The 17,690-nt window shown below is 68.2% G+C and carries 16 protein-coding genes; 8 read left to right on the plus strand and 8 right to left on the minus strand.

What is annotated here, in order from left to right:
* Window positions 1-16 precede the first annotated feature (16 nt).
* The 6 genes from FFS52_RS18410 to FFS52_RS18440 all read left to right on the plus strand — a co-directional run bounded on the left by FFS52_RS18410 (window position 17) and on the right by FFS52_RS18440 (window position 5,990).
* A complete protein-coding gene (locus FFS52_RS18410) occupies window positions 17-598 on the plus strand; it encodes a TetR/AcrR family transcriptional regulator (protein ID WP_137810541.1) in 582 nt (193 codons plus the stop codon).
* On the plus strand, window positions 591-2,177 hold the full coding sequence (locus tag FFS52_RS18415) for an NAD(P)/FAD-dependent oxidoreductase (protein WP_137810542.1): 1,587 nt from the start codon (window positions 591-593) through the stop codon (window positions 2,175-2,177). The genes FFS52_RS18410 and FFS52_RS18415 overlap by 8 nt, the downstream gene beginning before the upstream one ends.
* Complete coding sequence (locus FFS52_RS18420; protein WP_137810543.1) at window positions 2,174-3,892, plus strand: GMC family oxidoreductase; 1,719 nt, start codon at window positions 2,174-2,176, stop codon at window positions 3,890-3,892. The genes FFS52_RS18415 and FFS52_RS18420 overlap by 4 nt, the downstream gene beginning before the upstream one ends.
* A gap of 423 nt (window positions 3,893-4,315) precedes the next feature.
* Window positions 4,316-4,600 (plus strand): GIY-YIG nuclease family protein, encoded by a 285-nt coding sequence (locus FFS52_RS18430; RefSeq protein ID WP_065631742.1) that lies wholly within the window; start codon window positions 4,316-4,318, stop codon window positions 4,598-4,600.
* Window positions 4,601-4,641: 41 nt separating this feature from the next.
* Window positions 4,642-5,271, plus strand: coding sequence for an alpha-ketoglutarate-dependent dioxygenase AlkB (locus FFS52_RS18435; RefSeq protein ID WP_068970695.1), 630 nt, complete (start codon window positions 4,642-4,644; stop codon window positions 5,269-5,271).
* A gap of 200 nt (window positions 5,272-5,471) precedes the next feature.
* Window positions 5,472-5,990 carry a hypothetical protein gene (locus tag FFS52_RS18440; protein ID WP_137810545.1) on the plus strand — a complete coding sequence of 173 codons (519 nt, stop codon included), beginning with the start codon at window positions 5,472-5,474 and terminating at the stop codon, window positions 5,988-5,990.
* Window positions 5,991-6,010: 20 nt separating this feature from the next.
* Here the strand turns inward: FFS52_RS18440 and FFS52_RS18445 are convergent, their stop codons facing one another.
* From FFS52_RS18445 to FFS52_RS18470, 6 genes are all read right to left on the minus strand, one after another.
* Complete coding sequence (locus tag FFS52_RS18445) at window positions 6,011-6,370, minus strand: hypothetical protein (RefSeq protein ID WP_249356467.1); 360 nt, start codon at window positions 6,368-6,370, stop codon at window positions 6,011-6,013.
* Entirely contained in the window at window positions 6,331-6,666 is a 336-nt protein-coding gene (locus tag FFS52_RS18450; RefSeq protein WP_065631740.1) for a hypothetical protein, read from the minus strand. Before FFS52_RS18450 ends, FFS52_RS18445 begins: the two co-directional genes overlap by 40 nt.
* Window positions 6,667-6,759: 93 nt before the next feature.
* The gene (locus FFS52_RS18455; protein WP_137810546.1) at window positions 6,760-7,650 is read right to left on the minus strand and encodes an oxidoreductase; all 891 of its coding nucleotides are present in this window, start codon (window positions 7,648-7,650) and stop codon (window positions 6,760-6,762) included.
* Window positions 7,651-7,740: 90 nt separating this feature from the next.
* The gene (locus FFS52_RS18460) at window positions 7,741-9,456 is read right to left on the minus strand and encodes an adenylate/guanylate cyclase domain-containing protein (protein WP_058253918.1); all 1,716 of its coding nucleotides are present in this window, start codon (window positions 9,454-9,456) and stop codon (window positions 7,741-7,743) included.
* Between the two features lie 307 nt (window positions 9,457-9,763).
* Complete coding sequence (locus FFS52_RS18465; protein ID WP_065631738.1) at window positions 9,764-10,315, minus strand: YceI family protein; 552 nt, start codon at window positions 10,313-10,315, stop codon at window positions 9,764-9,766.
* Between the two features lie 125 nt (window positions 10,316-10,440).
* Window positions 10,441-11,136, minus strand: coding sequence for a hypothetical protein (locus FFS52_RS18470; RefSeq protein WP_137810547.1), 696 nt, complete (start codon window positions 11,134-11,136; stop codon window positions 10,441-10,443).
* 74 nt (window positions 11,137-11,210) lie between these two features.
* Here FFS52_RS18470 and FFS52_RS18475 point away from each other — a divergent pair, with 74 nt between their 5' ends.
* Window positions 11,211-14,498: a BTAD domain-containing putative transcriptional regulator gene (locus FFS52_RS18475; RefSeq protein ID WP_137810548.1), complete on the plus strand. Its 3,288-nt coding sequence runs from the start codon at window positions 11,211-11,213 to the stop codon at window positions 14,496-14,498.
* A 4-nt stretch (window positions 14,499-14,502) separates the two neighbouring features.
* On the opposite strand, the gene FFS52_RS18480 is transcribed toward FFS52_RS18475, so the two are convergent.
* Together FFS52_RS18480 and FFS52_RS18485 are read right to left on the minus strand one after the other, a co-directional pair.
* Window positions 14,503-15,105 (minus strand): CoA pyrophosphatase, encoded by a 603-nt coding sequence (locus tag FFS52_RS18480; protein WP_065631735.1) that lies wholly within the window; start codon window positions 15,103-15,105, stop codon window positions 14,503-14,505.
* Window positions 15,102-16,148 (minus strand): hypothetical protein, encoded by a 1,047-nt coding sequence (locus FFS52_RS18485; protein ID WP_078113514.1) that lies wholly within the window; start codon window positions 16,146-16,148, stop codon window positions 15,102-15,104. The genes FFS52_RS18480 and FFS52_RS18485 overlap by 4 nt, the downstream gene beginning before the upstream one ends.
* Before the next feature lie 547 nt (window positions 16,149-16,695).
* Here FFS52_RS18485 and FFS52_RS18490 point away from each other — a divergent pair.
* The coding region (locus tag FFS52_RS18490; protein ID WP_249358711.1) for a DUF222 domain-containing protein at window positions 16,696-17,690 on the plus strand (995 nt) is incomplete at its 3' end.

Raw genomic sequence — 17,690 nt, forward strand, 5'->3', positions numbered from 1 at the left:
TGCTATCGTCACTGATGTGACCGAGCCCACCCGCGCCCCGCGTCGTCGTACGCAGGCCGAACGCACCGCGACCACCCGTGCGCTCATCCTCGACGCGGCCGTCGACGCCCTCGTCGACGTCGGCTACGCAGCCACCACCACGCAAGAGGTGAACCGCCGCGCGGGCATCTCGCGCGGCGCCCTGCTGCATCACTTCCCCACCCGGGAATCGCTGGTGGTCGCCGCGGTCGGGCACCTCGTAGAACGCCGGCTGGCAGAGATCCTGTCGCGGCCCCGCACGGGCGACGAGGGACTCGAGATCCTCGTCGAGGCGTTCAGCGGCCCGCTGTTCGACGCCGCTCTCGAGTTGTGGGTCGCCGCCCGCTGCGACGTCGGGCTACGAACCGCGATCATCCCGCTCGAACAACAGGTCTCCGACGCCCTCGCCGTCGGTTGTGCCGAGTTGTTCGGCGACCGGTACACCGCCGCGGAACTCGAACTCACCATCGAACTCGCACGCGGACTCGCGGTGTCGCGCATCCTGCGCTCGCCCGACGCCGACCGCGCGCTGCTCGACCGACTCCTGCCCGTATGGAAGGAACTCCTGTCTCATGACTGAACCCAGTCCGACCCTCGCGCAGCAGGACACGCTGCCCCGGCGCGTCGACGTCCTCGTCGTCGGTGTCGGATTCGGCGGCCTCGCCGCCCTGCATCGTCTGCGAAAGGACCATCCGCAGCTGCAGACCCTGGCGATCGAGCGCGGCGACGGCGCGGGTGGTGTCTGGCGCGAGAACGACTACCCGGGCGCGGCCTGCGACGTCCCGACGTCCTTGTACTCGTTGTCGTTCGCGCCGAACCCGGAGTGGTCGCACACCTACGGGCGTCGCGACGAGATCCATCGGTATCTACGCTCGGTCGCAGTCGATTTCGCCGATCAGATCCGATACAACTGCGCGCTGACGTCGGCGCGCTGGGACGGTGGCACGCAGGAGTGGGTCGTCGACACGACCGACGGTGAGATCCGGTGCCGCTACCTGGTCGCCGCGCCCGGCGCCCTGTCCGAACCCGGCCTGCCGACCGTCCCCGGCGCCGACGAGTTCACCGGCACGATGTTCCACTCCGCCGACTGGGATCATTCCCACGACCTGCGCGGTCGACGCGTCGCGATCGTCGGCACCGGCGCGTCGGCGATCCAGATCGTGCCCGAGATCGTGGACGAGGTCGGACATCTCACGGTCTTCCAGCGCACCCCCGCCTGGGTCGTCCCGCGTCTGGACCGCAACATCGGCACGCTCGAACGCGCGCTCTATCGTCGGGTTCCCGGTATCCACCGACTGGTCCGGCGGATGGTGTGGACCTATCGCGAGTCCTACGTCCTCATGATGGCCCGCAACCCCAAGCTGCTGCCGATCGCGAAGACCATCGCGCTGGCCCAGCTGCGTGTCCAGGTCCGCGACCGCGCGTTGCGTCGTCGGCTCACCCCCGACTACACCATCGGCTGCAAGCGGATGTTGTTGACCAACAAGTGGTTCCCCGCCCTCCAGCATGACAACGCGACCGTCACCGGCGCGATCACCCGCCTCACCGCACGCGGCGCCGTCGACGACCAGGGTCGCGAGCACGAGGTCGACACGGTCGTCTTCGCGACCGGGTTCACCCCCACCGAGCCGCCCATCGCGTCGGCGATCACCGGGCGCGACGGCCGCACGCTGGCCCAGGCGTGGAAGGGTTCACCGCGCGCCTACCGCGGGGTCGAGGTCCACGGCTTCCCCAATCTGTTCTTCCTGTACGGCCCCAACACGAATCTCGGTCACAGCTCGATCGTGCTGATGCTGGAGCCGCAGGCGTACTACATGAGCAAGGCCCTCGCCGAACTCTCGCGTAGCGGCCGGTCGACCTTCGAGGTCACCGAGGATGCGCAGGACCGCTACAACTCCGAACTCGATCCCGAACTCGAACGCACCGTCTGGAATTCGGGTGGCTGCTCGAGCTGGTACCTCGACTCCACCGGTCGCAACTCGGTGATGTGGCCGAAGTTCACGAGCGACTTCCGCCGGATGATGTCGTCCTTCGAACCCACCGACCACCGCTTCGACGCCGCGATCCCCGTCGCACCCGTCGACCAGGCCGTCACCACCGGATCAGACACTGCATCCGACGCCACCGAATCCGACACCGAGAGGACCGTCGCACCGTGAGTTCCACCCCTGACCATTACGACGCCATCGTCATCGGCTCCGGTTTCGGCGGATCGGTTGCGGCCCTGCGACTCACCGAGAAGGGCTACCGCGTCGCGGTCATCGAGTCCGGTCGGCGTTTCTCCGACGGCGAGCTGCCCAAGACGAGCTGGCGCCTCAAGGACTACGTCTGGGCACCCGCGCTCGGACTGTTCGGGGTGCAGCGCATGCACCTGCTGCGCGACGTGCTCGTGATGGCCGGTGCGGGCGTCGGCGGTGGATCGCTGAACTACGCGAACACCCTGTACCGTCCGCTGCCGACGTTCTTCGACGACCCGCATTGGGGATCGATCACCGACTGGGCATCCGAGCTCGACCCGTACTACGACCAGGCCTCACGCGTGCTCGGCGTGACCACGTATCCGAAGGTGACGCCCGCCGACCGCGTGATCCGCAAGGTCGCCGAGGAGATGGGAGTCGGCGACACCTTCGTCCACACCCCGGTCGGCGTGTTCTTCGGCGAGGCGGGCAAGACGGTCGACGACCCGTTCTTCGGCGGCGCCGGCCCGGCACGCACCGGGTGCACCGACTGCGGCGCCTGCATGACGGGATGTCCGGTGGGAGCGAAGAACACGCTCGTCAAGAACTACCTCTACCTGGCCGAACAGGCCGGTGCCGAGATCATTCCGATGACGACCGTGGACACCGTCCGGCCGCGTTCGGGCGGCGGGTACGTCGTGGAGTCGCACCGGTCGGGCCGACGCTGGTCGCGCCGCGGGCGCCGCACCTTCACCGCCGATCACGTGGTGTTCGCCGCCGGGACGTACGGCACCAACAAGCTGCTGCTGGACATGCAGCAGGGCGGCCACCTGCCCGGGCTGTCGTCGCGCCTGGGCAAGGTGGTCCGCACCAACTCCGAGGCGGTCCTGGCCGCCACCGCACGCGACCTCGACATCGACTACACCGAGGGTGTCGCGATCACGTCGTCGTTCCACCCCAATGACCACACGCACATCGAACCCGTGCGATATGGCAAGGGCAGCAACCTCATCGGCATGTTGCAGGCCATTCTCGTCGACGGTGGCGGTCCGCTGCCGCGACTGCTGCAGGCGCTGATCGAGATGGTCCGTCACCCGGTGATCACGCTTCGCGGACTCTCGGTACGACGCTGGTCGGAGCGCACCATCATCGCACTCGTCATGCAGACCGCCGACAACTCGCTCGAGTTGTTCTCGCGCCGAGGTCGTTTCGGCCCGATGCTGCGCAGCCGGCAGGGCGAGGGCGATCCCCCGCCGACGTGGATCCCGGAGGGACACGAGGCGGTGCGCGCCGTCGCACGCGAGATCGACGGCGACGCCGGCGGTTCCATCGTCGACCTGCTGAACATCCCGATGACGGCCCACTTCCTGGGCGGCTGCTCGATCGGACGCTCGGCGGCCGACGGCGTGGTGGACCCGTACCACCGGGTGTTCAACCACCCGGGGCTGCACATTGTCGACGGCGCGACCGTCTCGGCCAACCTCGGCGTCAACCCGTCGCTGACCATCACCGCGCAGGCCGAACGCGCCCTGGCGATGTGGCCCAATGCCGGCGAGGCCGACCCGCGGCCCGAGCTCGGTGCGGCGTACCGGCCCGTCCAGCCGGTGGAGCCCCACCACCCGACGGTCCCCGCCCACGCGCCCGGCGCGCTGCGCCTCCCGATCACGCCGGTCTCCGACGCCACTCGCGCCGGCTGACCCGACCCCCCGCTGGTTGAGCCGGCACCATCCACTGCTGGTTGAGCCGGCACCGAGCGAAGCGAGGCGCCGAGTCGAAGCCACCTGGCGACCGATCATGCGAGGTGACCTCAACGCACGCGACCTCCCCGCGACGCTCGACCAACCCCCGCTGGTTGAGCCGGCACCGAGCGAAGCGAGGCGCCGAGTCGAAGCCACTTGGCGACCGATCATGCGAAGTGACCTCAACGCACGCGACCTCCCCGCGACGCTCGGCCAACCCCCGCTGGTTGAGCCGGCACCGAGCGAAGCGAGGCGCCGAGTCGAAGCCACTTGGCGACCGATCTGCGAAACCTGCCAACGACCCTGAGGACAGACTCGCCACGATCCGCTGGCTGTGGAGACCACGACCGATTCGTCGCAGCAATCCTCGACAGTCACACCATGAGTGGCTTCCTCTACATCCTCGAATGTTCCGACGGCACGCTGTACGTCGGGAGTACTCGGAACGTCGAGCATCGAGTCGACCAGCACCAGACCGGAAACGGCTCGCGCTACACGCGTCCTCGTCGGCCGGTCCGGCTCGTATTCCAGCAGGAGTTTCCCAACATCGGCGAGGCTTACGCGGCCGAGCGCCGTGTCCACGGCTGGTCTCGCGCGAAACGGTCCGCCCTCGTCGCAGGACGGTTCGACCTGCTTCCGGAACTGTCGCGCACGAATCCTGGATAAGGCGCTCGAACACACGTGCGACCTGGGTGTAGCCTGAAGTCATGTCTCTCGGCACCCAGGGCTCTTTGTTCTCCGAGCAGGCTGCAGAGCCGACGCTCGGCGACCTGTCGACATCGATCTCGCGCCGTCCGCTGACCGAGGGGGCGTGGGTCGACCTGTGTCCCGGTTGGATCAGTGGTGCCGACGAGCTCTTCGACCGCCTCCGCGAGTGCGTCCCCTGGCGGGCCGAGCGTCGTCGTATGTACGAGCGGGTGGTCGAGGTCCCGCGGCTCGTCTCGATCCACCAGGCCGATGACCGATTCCCCGACCCGATCATCACCGGCGCACGCGCCGCATTGACCGAGCACTACCGCGCCGAACTGCCGGAGGGATTCGCGACTGCCGGGATCAGCCTCTATCGCGACGGCAATGACTCGGTTGCGTGGCACGGCGATCGCATCGGCCGGGCATCCACACACGACACGATGGTCGCCATCATCTCGCTCGGTTCACCTCGGCCACTGATGCTCAGACCCCGCGGTGGCGGACGGTCACTGAAATTCACGCTGTCGTCGGGCGACCTACTCGTCATGGGCGGCAGTTGTCAGCGCACCTGGGAGCACGCGGTTCCCAAGGTGCGCGGCGTCGGTGCCCGGATCAGCATTCAACTGCGGCCGCCCGGGGTGTGGTGACCTGGGCCGCCCTCCGCTGGCCGAGCAGCGTCGACCGAGCGCAGCGAGAACGCCGCGCCCGTCGAGGTCACCAGGTGGCTTCGACTCGGCGCCTCGCTTCGCTCGGTCCCGGCTCAAACAGCGGGGGCAGTTGTCTACGCACACGCCGATCCTCATGCTTTAATCATTTCGTTATAAACCGCGAGGACCGAGAGAAGTCGATGAAGCGCACCCGTATCGCCGCCGCCCTGCTCGCCACCGCCGCACTGGCACTGCCCGTCGCACCGGCGACCGCCAACCCGCTCGACACACTCTTCGGAAGCGCGAGCGGCAGCCTCGACTCCGGCAGCTCCGCGCTCGGCTCGTCCGGCGGCGACAAGGTCACGCACTACGGCAAGCTCGGCCGCCCCGGCGCACCGAACGGCATCAAGTCGATCAACGTCTGGGTGTACACACCGAACAACACCGCGGCCGTCGTGCCCAACACCTATCCGAAGAACTCGCGTCTGGGCGTGCGCTGGAACTCGATCATCGACGCCGGGCCGATCGTCGACGGCAACGAGTGCCGCATGGAGGTCCGCTTGTCCGGACCGAAGGTCCCCAAGCAGGCCTCGCTGTTCAAGACCCAGGACTGCACCGCGGTGAAGTCCTACTTCTTCAAGGGCGCAGGCGATTTCACGATCCGCGTCACCGACACCATCTCGGGCGCGTCGAACAGCATCGCGTTCAGCGTCCAGTAGTCGGGCCTTTTTCAACCGGTTCAGCGCACCCCGACGAAGACCTGGATGGGGAGAATGCACTCCCCCGCTCTCGTCGGCGCTCCGGTGGTCACGACCGACAGTTGCCCCGGGCTTCTCCAGGGCCCATACGCTTCGAAGGTCGTGGCGTAGAGCGCCGGAACGATGCAGCCCGCCTCCACCCGGTGCTCACCGGTGCCACCACTGCAGTACGACGCCGAGACGACGATCGCCGACCCCGCCACGCAACCGGTGGGTTCGGCCGATGCCGAGGACGCGGACACCGCCGACAGCGCAGCACTGCCGACGCACAGGGCGCCGGCAACCAGGGTGCGCGCCAGGATCACCGCACGCCCGTGATCGCGATGACGGGGAGTATGCACTTCCCGACGTTCGTCTGAGCGCCGATGGTCACGACCGACAGCTGCCCCGGTGCGCGCCAGGGGCCGTTTGCGTTGGTGAGTGTCGCGACCATGGTCGAGTCCAGACATGCAGCCTGCACCCGATGCTCCCCCGTACCACCACTGCAGTAGGACGCGGCGACGACGACGGCCGCCCCGGCGACGCAACCGGTGGGTTCGGCCGATGCCGACGGGGCCGCGACGGTGGAGAAGGTCGCGCCGGCAACGCATGACGCTCCGGCCAGGACGATGCGCAAGGAACGTTTCGAGAGAGTCATGCCGAGAAATCTAAGGCACGCAAGCGTCCGAAGTTCTCTATCTCGAACATCATTCGTCCGATCATGGGAACGGACGAGGCGGTGACTCGGCTCTCAGCCGACGGCCCCGACGTCGAACTTCTCCCCCGTGAGCCGCTCCGATTCCTCCCAGAGCGCGGTCCGGAACTCGACGTCGTCGGCGGCCTTCTTGTAACCGCTGCGTCCGGGGGCGCCGCGCATCCCGAAGAACTGCGTCGGCCCGTAGAACGTCCCGGATTTCGCATCCGGCAGGGTCGCCGCGTACAGCTGGGGCAGCGCCCCGTCGGCCGCCGGCTGGGCGATCGGCAGCTTGTTGCCCAGCTTCGCGAAGAAGTCGGAGAAGTTCTCGCTTCTGCCCTGCAATTCCGTTGAGGCGTAACCCGGATGGGCGATCAACGACTTCTTCGACGACCCGGCCGCCGCCAGCCGTGCGGCGAGCTCCTTGCCGAACATCAGGTTGGCCATCTTGGAGTCGCCGTAGGCCCGCCAGCGCCGGTAGCGGCGCTGTTCCCAGTTCAGGTCGTCGAGTTGGATGTCGCCGATCTGGTGCATCGTCGACGACACGGTGACCACCCGTTCGGTGATCTTCGGCAGCAGCAGCGCCGTGAGAGCGAAATGCCCGAGATGATTGGTGCCGATCTGCATCTCGAAACCGTCGGTGGTGCGTCGAAACGGGACCGCCATCAGTCCCGCGTTGTTGATCAGCACGTCGGCGCCGGTCACCCCGGCGGCGAAGGCTCGCACGGATTCGAGGTCGGCGAGGTCCAGTTTGGCGACGGTCGCCTTCGGCCCCAGCTCCGACGCCACGGCATCGGCCTTGGCGGTGTTCCGGCACGCCAGCACCACCTCGGCACCGGCGCGGACGAGCACCTTCGCGGTCTGATACCCGAGACCGCTGTTGGCGCCGGTCACCACGAACGTCCGGCCCGTCTGGTCCGTCACGTCCGCTGTCGTCCAACCACTCATCGCGACCCCCTGGGATGCGTTGTCTCGCCCGGCACCGACGCCGGGCTCGTGCGACCCACGCTATTGACACACCCGGAAGGCGTCAACGAGTCACCCGCCGAAGAATGTGGTCAGCCGCAACGGGTTGGCGCCGACGATGCGACGCGCGGGCCGTAGCAATTCCGCGATGAGGTTGGTCGACGTCCCCAACCGCTCGACGAGTTCGATCGGCGCATGGAAGGCGGTGGGCTCGGAACGCCCGCGCATGATCCGCGTGCCGAGCAGCTTCCACTCCTGCGCTTCCTCGCCGGCGGCGTCGATGGCCGCGCCGCTGGCCAGAGCCGGGATGCGTCCGGTCTTGGCCATGTCGGACAGCCGAGCGCACTCGTTGACCGGGTCGCCGATGACGGTGTACTCGTAGCGTCGTTCGGCGCCGATGTTGCCGGCGAACGCCTCCCCGTAGGAAACGCCGATCCCCCAACGGATGTCGAGGCTGCTGGCGAGCCGGTCCGCGAGGTCGCGGGCGGCGCCGAGCGCGGCGCCCGCGGGGTCGTCGATCTCGACGGGCGCGCCGAAGACGGCGAGCGCGGCGTCGCCCTCGAATTTGTTGACGAAGCCCGAATGTTGATCGACGACGTCGGCGACGATGCTGAAGAAGGCATTGAGCAGGGCGGCGGTGTCGTCCGGACTACGCTGCTGCGCCAGCCCCGTCGATCCGACGATGTCGACGAACAGGACGCCGACGCGGGTGTTGGTGCCGTGCATGCCGACACCGTCGGAGATCGCGAGCTCGGCCACGGTGTCGCCGACGTGTCGCGCGAATATCTCACGCATGCGGTCCCGTTCGGCGAGACCTTCGACCATCCTGTTGAAACCGTGTTGCAGCACACCGAGTTCCGAGGAGTCGTACACGGGCACGCGAGCCTTGTAGTCGCCGTGGTCCACGCGGTGCACCGCCCGGCGCATCTCCGTCAGCGGATCGGTGATCGCCTGCCCCACAAGCGCGATGACACGGGCTCCGGATGCGAGGCCCACCAGGCAGAGGATCACGGTCGTCCAGTCGACCGCGCCGTAGACATCGGGCAGCAGACCGGTCCAGCGCCCCGCGTTGACCGTCAGCAGACCGACCATCGGCACCGCCGAGCTCACCGCCCACACGGCCAGCATCCGCACGCGCACACCGTTCATGACGTGGTTCGTGGGGAAGTCCTCGAGGACGACGACGGCCAGGGGGCGGGCCGCGCGTTCGGCGAACAGATAGGTGAGACAGGCACTCGACATACCGGCCAGCGCGAAGGCGACCGCGACGCCGGCGACGGTCGCGGTCGTGAGCTCTTCGGCGATGAACACGTAGAACAGCGCCGCCGCGCTCCAGGAGACGACCGTGACTCCGAGCTGCACGATCGGTATCCGCTGTACGGCGCGTCGACGGGCATGGTCGGCGGGTTGACAGCTGATGAACCAGCGCAGCTGGGGCCGGACCGCCAGCATCCCCAACAGCAGATTCGTGAGGATGCCGACGATGATCGCACCCACGACCACGGGAAAATTCGGCGCGCCCAGCGTCTCGTCGAAGGTGAGTTGGCCGCCGTTGAAGGCGAGTTGGACGAGCAAGAAGGTCTCGACGCCGATCACTGTATTGCTGGCGATCACGGCGGTCATCGCGGTGACGGTGGCGTGCAGGGCGATCTTGCTGCGCATGGGCGGGCCGATCCGGGCCCATCCCCGGGGGCTCGGAACCGTCGAGGTGCCCCACAAGAAACCCGCGGTGCGTCGGCGCAGACGTGTCCACGGCACACCACGACGGGTCCGGCGTGGTCGTCCCATCGGCTTCTCCTGCCTGACGGCGTTCCCCGAAGCCTACCCAAGGGAGAGCCGACCATCCCGCTGGTTGAGCCGCCACGCGGACGCGAAGCGGCCACACGGCCATCCCCCGCGGGTTGAGCCGCCACGCGGACGCGAAGCGGCCACGCGGCCATCCCCCGCTGGTTGAGCCGCCACGCGGACGCGAAGCGGCCACGCGGCCATCCCCCGCTGGTTGAGCCGCCACGCGGACGCGAAGCGGCCACGCGGCGTGTCGAAACCACAAATGGACCGGCACCTCACGGTGCCGGTCCATCGGGGATCGTGCGGATCAGGCCTGCAGGGCCTCGATCTCGAGCGTGATGGTGATCTTGTCGCCGACGACGACGCCACCACCCTCGAGCGGCATCTCGATGTCGATGCCGAAGTCCTTGCGGTTGATGACGACCTTCGCCTCGAAGCCGGCGACGGCGCCCTGGCCCATGCCGGGGTTGGTGCCCTCGAACTCGAGCTCGAGCGTGACGGGCTTGGTGACGCCCTTGAGGGTGAAGTCGCCGTCGAGGAGGTAGTCGTCGCCGTTCTGGCGGACGCCGGTGGAGACGAAGGTGGCCTTCGGGTACTTCTCGGCGTCGAAGAAGTCAGCGGACTTGATGTGGCCGTCGCGCTGCTCGTTGCGGGTGTTGATCGAGGTGACGTCGATCTCGGCCTGGACGGCGGGGGTCCCGTTCTCGTCGACGGTGATGGTGCCGGAGAAGGTGTCGAAGCTGCCGCGGACCTTGCTGACCATGAGGTGCTTCACGGAGAAGTTCACCGCGGAGTGCACGGTGTCGATGGTCCAGGTGCCGGCGGGGATGGGTGCCTTGACGGTGGTGGCGGAGGTCATGTCGTGGTCCTTCCAGGAATTTTCGGTTCGGGTCTCGATCGATGGCTGGTGGGCCTTCGCGACCCATCACCAGACACTAACCGGACCGCGGTCCGATTTCATCCCCACCCGCGTTGTGATCTACATCACCGGCGAACCATCAGTGCTCCGATCGCGGCGATGGCGATTCCACGCGGCGCCTCGTAGATGAATCCCGAGATCCCGGCGACCGCGGGAATCGGCAGCATGAAACCGACCATGCCGACGACGGTGAGGATGCCGATCCAGAGCGGGACCGCCCGGTTGCGGATGAGGCTGCCGCCGAACATCCCCATACCGACCAGCATCACGAGCCCGCCGACCGTGTTGAGCAGCGCGAAAGCGGTGGTGCCCAGCATCGAGTCGTCGGCGGCGATGAGCGCGGCCTTGTCCGGGTCATTCGCGAACGGGTACGCGACGAACAGCTCGACGATGAGGTGCCCGGTCGCGGTGACGAGATTGCCGACCGCGTAGGCGACAAGGCCGATCAGCCCGGCGATCCCGATCCGGGGTGCCAGCCACGCGTACATCCCGGGCAGGCCGAGCAGTAGCAGCGTCGTGCCGACGGCGAGCAGGATCTGCGCCCACGGTGAGCCCACCGCTTGAAGCGCCTCCACGGAGTGGGCCTCGCCGTCGACGATGGGATGCAACGTCCCGCCGGCGATACAGGCGACCCCGCCGAGGGTCAGGGCGCCGCCGCTGACACGGCGTAGGACCGGCCAGCTCGGGCTGCGAAACGGGCCGGGTGTGTCGCCATCCGACGCGTCGAGGTTCTGGTTCTGGGTGTGTGCAGTGGTTGTCATGACGCCAACGCTGACAACCCGCGCTGGTGTTAGCCTTGTGCGCGACTGGTGCGACCCGACGAACGGCGCGTGAGTTGGCTTCTGAACCACATCTGGCGATCCGGGTCCTGGGTCCACTGTCGGTCACGGCTGCCGACGGGTCGCCGATCCCGATGACAGCCCGCAAGCACGCCGAGCTGCTTGCCATCCTCGCCGCGGAACGGACCGCGTGCTCGCCTGAGCGGGTGACCGAGCTCCTGTGGCGTGGTCGTCCACCGGCGTCGGCGGCGAGCACACTGCACGGATACGTGTCCCGGCTTCGACGCTCGCTGGCCCCGACCGGCGTCGTCCGCATCGACACCGTCCCCGCGGGATACCTACTGCACTGCGACGGCGCAGTCACCGACCTCGATCTGCTGGACCAGTTCGGCCAGGAGGGATTGCAGCTCGTCCGGTCCGACCCCCGGGCCGGCGCAGAGGTGTTGTGCCGAGCGCTCGAACTATGGCGGGGCGAACCGCTTCCGGAGATCGCCGACATCGCCGACATCGCACCCGAACTCGTCCGGCTCGCGGAGATACGTGCCGAGTTCACCGAGACCGCAGCCGACGCGCTGCGCACGGTCGGCGAGTACCGTCGCTCGGTCGCGTTGCTGACGCCGCTCTGTCAACGGCACCCCTACCGCGAGGGCGCCGCGCGGACCCTCGCTCGTGCGCTGCACGACGACGGACGCACGGTCGACGCCCTCGGCGTACTGCGCCGACTCCGGCAGGCCCTCCGTGACGACCTGGGTCTCGATCCGCATCCCGACACGATCGCGCTGGAAGACGACCTGCTCGACCCGTCTCCCGCGGTCTCGCCGCTCTCCGCCACCTCCGCCACGCCGCAGCCGGTACGCGAACTCATCGGCCGAGTCGCCGAACACGCAGTGCTCGAACAGGTCTGGCAAACCGGCGCGGACCGTCCCGCGGGTGTGGTCCTCATCGGCCCGTCGGGCATCGGGAAGACCGCGCTGGTCGAGCACCTCATCGCACGGCACAGTGCCGTGGCCCGCCGCTTCATCGGCCGACCCGGCCCGCCCGGACCGACGTTCGGCGGCCTCGAGGAACTCTTCGGCGAGTCCCCGGTCTCCGTCCCGACGGCGCGAATCGTCGCCGACCTCACCGCCCGCATCTGGTCCGACGTCGCCGAGCACGGGCGGTCGGTGTTACTCGTCGACGACGCCCAGTGGCTCGACGCCGACTCGGCTCTTGTGCTGGGACGCGTGCTAGCAGGTATCGGACAGGCACCGATGACGGTCCTGGTCACCTGCCGCGACCCCGACGCCGGGCCCGTCGAGATCCTCCGGTCGACACTGAACCGGCACGGGCCGGTCGTCGAGGTGCGTCTGACCGAACTCGGCTCCGACGACATGCGCGCGTTGATCGTTCGGCGTCTCGAGCAGCTCGGTGACACGGGCCGGGTCGACGCTGACGCGCTGGTCGCGCAGTCATTCGGCAATCCTGCTGTGGCGCAACAACTGTGCACCATCGCCAGAACCGGGGCGCCGCCGGACCGGGACCATCCCGCCCGATCGATGTACTCGACGCGGTTCGACGATCTCTCCCCTGCCGCTCGTGCGATCGTCACGGCCGTGACGATCGCAGGCGGCGATCTCCCCGACGATGTGTTCACCGAGGTGGCCCGCACCCTCGGTCAGGGCGTGGCCGACGAGGCAGTCCGCAGCGGGCTCATCAGCCCCCTGAGGAGCGAGCTTGCGAGCGTCACCACCAGCCCCCTGAGGAGCGAGCTTGCGAGCATCACCACCAGCCCCCTGAGGAGCGAGCTTGCGAGCGTCACCACCAGCCCCCTGAGGAGCGAGCTTGCGAGCATCACGAAGGGTCTCGCCGACCACCTCTCGCGCGAGCAACGGGTCGAGGCGCACGCGCGGCTCGCCGCTGCTTTCGAAGCGGTGCGTCCCGACGATCTCGAGTCACTGGCCGTGCACCGCGTCGAGTGCGCCGTCGACGAGGACTCGACCGCCGTCGCCGCTCGCACATGCATCGGGGCGGCTCACCGCGCACTCTCGGCAACGGCCGATCATCGTGCGCTCGACCTGGCACGACGTGGGCTCGGTCTGCCCGGACTCGACCCCGACTCGACCGTCGAATTGCGCCGGATCGCCGGCACCGCCGCGCTGCGCATCGGGGAGTTCGATTCGGCTGCGGACTCTTTCGAATCGGCCGCGACGGTGAGTCGGCTGACGCGGGATTGGCCCGCCCTCGCCGAGACCGCACTGCTGTCGGCACCGAATGGGGTCGCGGGCTACTGGTCCGGTTACGGCGTCGTGCAGGCCGACCATGCCGCTCTCGCCCGCGAGGCACTGACGCACGGCGAGGCCCTGGACCCCGAAGTGGTTGCGCGCCTTCACGCATCGGAGGCAGCCCGGTTGACCGTCCTCGGCTTGCCGGGCGCCGACGACCATCTCGGTGCCGCACGTGTCGTCCACGACAGCGGTGCCGTGGATTTCGAGATCGACCTCGCCGAGTTCCTCGTCCGGTGGGTTCCCGACCGTCTGGCGGATCGACGCAAGATCGCCCGGGAGCTGTACGAACTGTCGGCCGGCGACCTCCACAAACGCGCCACCGCGCTGCATCTGCAACGTGTCTGCGCGTTGGAGGCGGCTGATCTGCGTCTGGCGCGACGCCTGTCCACCGAGTTCACCCGGCTCGCCGAACGTATCGGCGGTACCGATGTGGAGACGATGCAGTTGTGGTGGCAGGTGATGATCGCGCTGTTACGTGGCGACTACGACACCAGCACGGCACTGACCGAGACGTTCGCTGCGACGGTCGGCGGGCTGTCCGACCGTGCACGACTTCTCGCCGAGTCGTCGATGGCGACCAGCGCGTCGATCGCCGCGTGGCACCGCGGCGAGCTCGCCTCGGCGTTGCCGCCGTTCGATGCGCTCGCCGAAGAAGTGGACGAGGATTTCACCCTGGTGATCGCACTGGGCGCCGCCGAGAGCGGCGACCTCGACCGTGCCCTCGAACTCGCGACGGAGCTGACCGCGGACGTCGACCAGTGGGCCGGTTCGCGCGTGGTGGCGCGCGTTCCACTGCTCATCGAGACGCTCTACGCGGTGTCTCGCGATTCCCGTCACCGCGACGCCGCTGGTGAGATCTGCCGCCGCATCGAGCCGTTCACCGCCGACTGGTCGTCGGGCCTGGTGGTGCAATGGCCCGGACTCGTGTGTCTGGGACCCGCGACGCTGTACCGCGGAACCGCACGCGAGGTCGTCGGGCTGGATGGAACCGCCGACCTGCAGGATGCCGTCCGGGTGGCCCGCGACACGGGAGCCCGGCCCTACGTGCGTCGGGCCGAGCAGCGACTCGTCGCCGGCTGAGTGGCTATTTCCAGGCGAAGACCGGCTGCTCGAAGCCGTCGACCCGTGTCTGCCGGTTCCGCAGGACCACCTCGGCGAACTGGTAGATCACCGCGGCGGTCGGGGCGTGGACGAGGGAGCCGACGATGGGCAACTGGATGACCGGGAGATCCGACTGCGGGATCGTGAGGAACCGCGGTTCGACGAGAAGTTCCTCAAAGGTGACGAAGAACAGCAGCGCCACCTCGTCGGGATTGGGCGTCGGCTCCTGGTATTCCTCGGCCCAGCAGACGATCGGGGTGATCACGAAACCCGAGCGCGTCGGATAGTCGTCGAGCGCCCCGAGCACCGAGCTCGGCGGCAGCTGGATGCCGAGTTCTTCGTCGAGTTCGCGTAGGCCGGCCGTGACATGGTCCTCACCGGGGTCGAGCCGGCCACCGGGGAGTGCGAATTGGGCGGCGTGGCGTCGCATCGTCGTGGGACGCTTGCACAGCCAGATCCCCTGACGGCCGTCCTTCTCCGCTACTGCAAGGACGACCGAGGCGGCCCGTGCGCCCGGGACGTCCGCGGTCCGCCGGTCGAAGCCCTCGACACGCGCGGCAGCCACAGTCCGATCGAGATGAGTCACACCCTCAGTTGATCACGACTGCCGTCCGACGCGACGGACGCCTGCGCGAGGTGGTAACTCACGATGCTGAGGGCGAACAAACCCAGGGCGAGGTTGAACAGGGCACCGAAGCCCTCGAGCGCGAAGTCGACAAGAGCGTTCGACAGCATGAACACCAAGGCGGCGATACGCAGCCCTCGTAGCGGCCCGGCCGGCTCCACACCGCGCCGGCGCGCGACCATCGCCGGAAGCGCCAGGGCGAGTGTTGCGATCCCGCTGATCAACAGAATCCAGGTGGCGGGCGTGCTGCCGGTGAGTTCGATGTAGATGTCGAGTTCTTCGCTGCGGTCTCCGGAGAAGTAGAAGCTCAGCACGCCGACGATGACGGTCAGTGCGGACGCGATGACCAACCCCCACCCGACGACCGGAATCCATCGGGGACTGCGGAAGAAGTCCGGGATCAGGGCGACCGCCCGGTCGCGGAGTCGCATCAACCGGTCCGGCGTACCCTCGCTGGATTCGAGGAGCGCTCGGATGTGACCGATCGTCTCGACGTCGAGCCCCTTGCCCTCGGCCACCACGAGAAACTCTTCGGCCTGGCGTCGACGACGTTCCGGAAGCCCGTGCGCGACACCGTCGGCCGCGATGACCGCCGCATTGGCGAGCGCCTCGGCGCCGGTGGGCCGCTTGACATCCCGGACGACGCGGCTGATCAACAGGATCATCACGACGAGCACGTACATGATCTCCGCCGACGGCCCATAGAAGTAGTCGTTGGAGCGGGTGACGAACTTGCCGACCTCGTCGAGAAACAACCCGAAACCTATACCGCCCAGCACGATCGCGATGATCCGCGCCGTCGCCCCGAGGAACAACCATCCGGTGATGAGCGCCAGCATCATCAGCGCGCCACCCCACAGCGCGTGCGCGATGTGCAGTGTTCCGCTTCCGACCTGCGGATACCCGGTGAGGTGCAGATACAGGCGCGTGACGATGATCGTCGCGATCGCGAGGATCAAGAACCACTCGACGGCGGCGGTGCCGTACACGCTGCGGACGACCACCCTGGTCGTGCGAGTTCTCATCGAATGAGTATGGCCGGTCCGACGAACGGAAGCGGCACGATTGCGCCGTTGCCGCTGGTCGAGCCGGCACCCCTCCGCTGGTTGAGCCGGCAACGAGCCGCTAGGCGAGTCGCCGTGTCGAAGCCACCTGGCGACCACCCCTTCCCTCCGCTGGTCGAGCCGATACCCCCCTCCGCTGGTTGAGCCGGCGCCGTCCCCCGCTCGTCGAGCCGGCAACGAGCCGCTAGGCGAGTCGCCCACCCCCGCTGGTTGAGCCGGCAACGAGCCGCTAGACGAGTCGCCCACCCCCGCTGGTTGAGCCGGCGCCCCCTCCGCTGGTTGAGCCGGCAACGAGCCGCTAGGCGAGTCGCCGTGTCGAAACCACCTGGCGACCCGACGATCTCAGCCATCGACAACCCGGGCGGCACCATACCGCAACGCCCAGAATCTATTTCGTCGACAACGATGTCACTCCTGTGGAGACTCATCCGGTTTTTGTCGGTGGCCGGGTTTACATTGGTTTCAACAGATCACCTGGTCGCAGCGGGTGAGTGAACAGGCGTCGGGGGGCGTGGTGAAGGCATGGACCGATCTACCGGGCGAGTACACCGCCGGGGTCGATCCTGCCCACGCCGCCGAGACCGACATGGTCATGTTGATGGCCGGCCTCGACGCCACACGACGCGGCGAGTCCTACCTCGCCTGGCACCGCTATCAGACGATCGCGGCGATGACCGACCGCCTGATCACCACCAGCGCGTCCGGGTTCGTGATGGACGGCCATGCCGATTGCGCGGCCCGCATCGCCAGCCAAGCCGGGGTGTCCCGCCGGCACGCCGAAACCCTGATCGACGAGGCCATCGCGCTACGAGACCGGCTCCCCGACACCGCCGACACGTTGCGTGACGGGGTCTTGGCGCAGTGGCAGATCCGGTTGGTCATTTCCCGCACCGAGCTGGTACCTGCCGACGACCCGATCACCCCAGTACTTGATGCTGAGATCGCCGATACTGTGCGCCGCCGGAAGGGTGTGTGGGATAGGGCGCGGCTGCGCGACATGGTCGACCGCCTGGTCTTCCGCCACGACCCCGACGCGGTACGGCAACGCCGCAAAGACGCCATGGATCAACGTGGGGTATGGACCCACGAACTGCCCGACGGCACCGCCGAACTCACCGCGGTGATGTCGGCGGAGAACGTGCGGATCTCGGCCAAAGCCGTCGCCATCCTCGCCGACTCGGTCTGCAAGCGGGATGGCCGCACCCAGGGGATACGACGATCCGATGCGATGTTCGCGCTGTTGACCCGCACCAGCTTCGACTGCCAGTGCGACGATGAACAGCCCTGCACCGCCGACATCCCGGACCCACAAAACGTCCTCGACGCGGTCCGCGCCGAAGTCGTGATCCATGTCGTCACCGATGCCACCACCCTGGCCGGGGCACCCGGGGTCGGGTTCCTCGACGAACACGGCATCATCAGCGACGAACACGTCCGTGACCTCGCCGCCCGCCCCGACGCCACCCTGGCCCCGGTCACCCC

Origin of the sequence: Gordonia sp. ALPHA1B1 (assembly GCF_005502615.1) — a bacterium.
GTDB classification, from domain to species: Bacteria; Actinomycetota; Actinomycetes; order Mycobacteriales; family Mycobacteriaceae; genus Gordonia; species Gordonia hongkongensis.

Excerpts from the sequence above, each read along its gene's own strand:
- FFS52_RS18415 (WP_137810542.1), top strand. The coding sequence starts at position 591 with ATGACTGAACCCAGTCCGACCCTCGCGCAGCAGGACACGCTGCCCCGG.
- FFS52_RS18430 (WP_065631742.1), top strand. The coding sequence starts at position 4,316 with ATGAGTGGCTTCCTCTACATCCTCGAATGTTCCGACGGCACGCTGTAC.
- FFS52_RS18435 (WP_068970695.1), top strand. The coding sequence starts at position 4,642 with ATGTCTCTCGGCACCCAGGGCTCTTTGTTCTCCGAGCAGGCTGCAGAG.
- FFS52_RS18440 (WP_137810545.1), top strand. The coding sequence starts at position 5,472 with ATGAAGCGCACCCGTATCGCCGCCGCCCTGCTCGCCACCGCCGCACTG.
- FFS52_RS18450 (WP_065631740.1), bottom strand. The coding sequence starts at position 6,666 with ATGACTCTCTCGAAACGTTCCTTGCGCATCGTCCTGGCCGGAGCGTCA.
- FFS52_RS18455 (WP_137810546.1), bottom strand. The coding sequence starts at position 7,650 with ATGAGTGGTTGGACGACAGCGGACGTGACGGACCAGACGGGCCGGACG.
- FFS52_RS18460 (WP_058253918.1), bottom strand. The coding sequence starts at position 9,456 with ATGGGACGACCACGCCGGACCCGTCGTGGTGTGCCGTGGACACGTCTG.
- FFS52_RS18465 (WP_065631738.1), bottom strand. The coding sequence starts at position 10,315 with ATGACCTCCGCCACCACCGTCAAGGCACCCATCCCCGCCGGCACCTGG.
- FFS52_RS18470 (WP_137810547.1), bottom strand. The coding sequence starts at position 11,136 with ATGACAACCACTGCACACACCCAGAACCAGAACCTCGACGCGTCGGAT.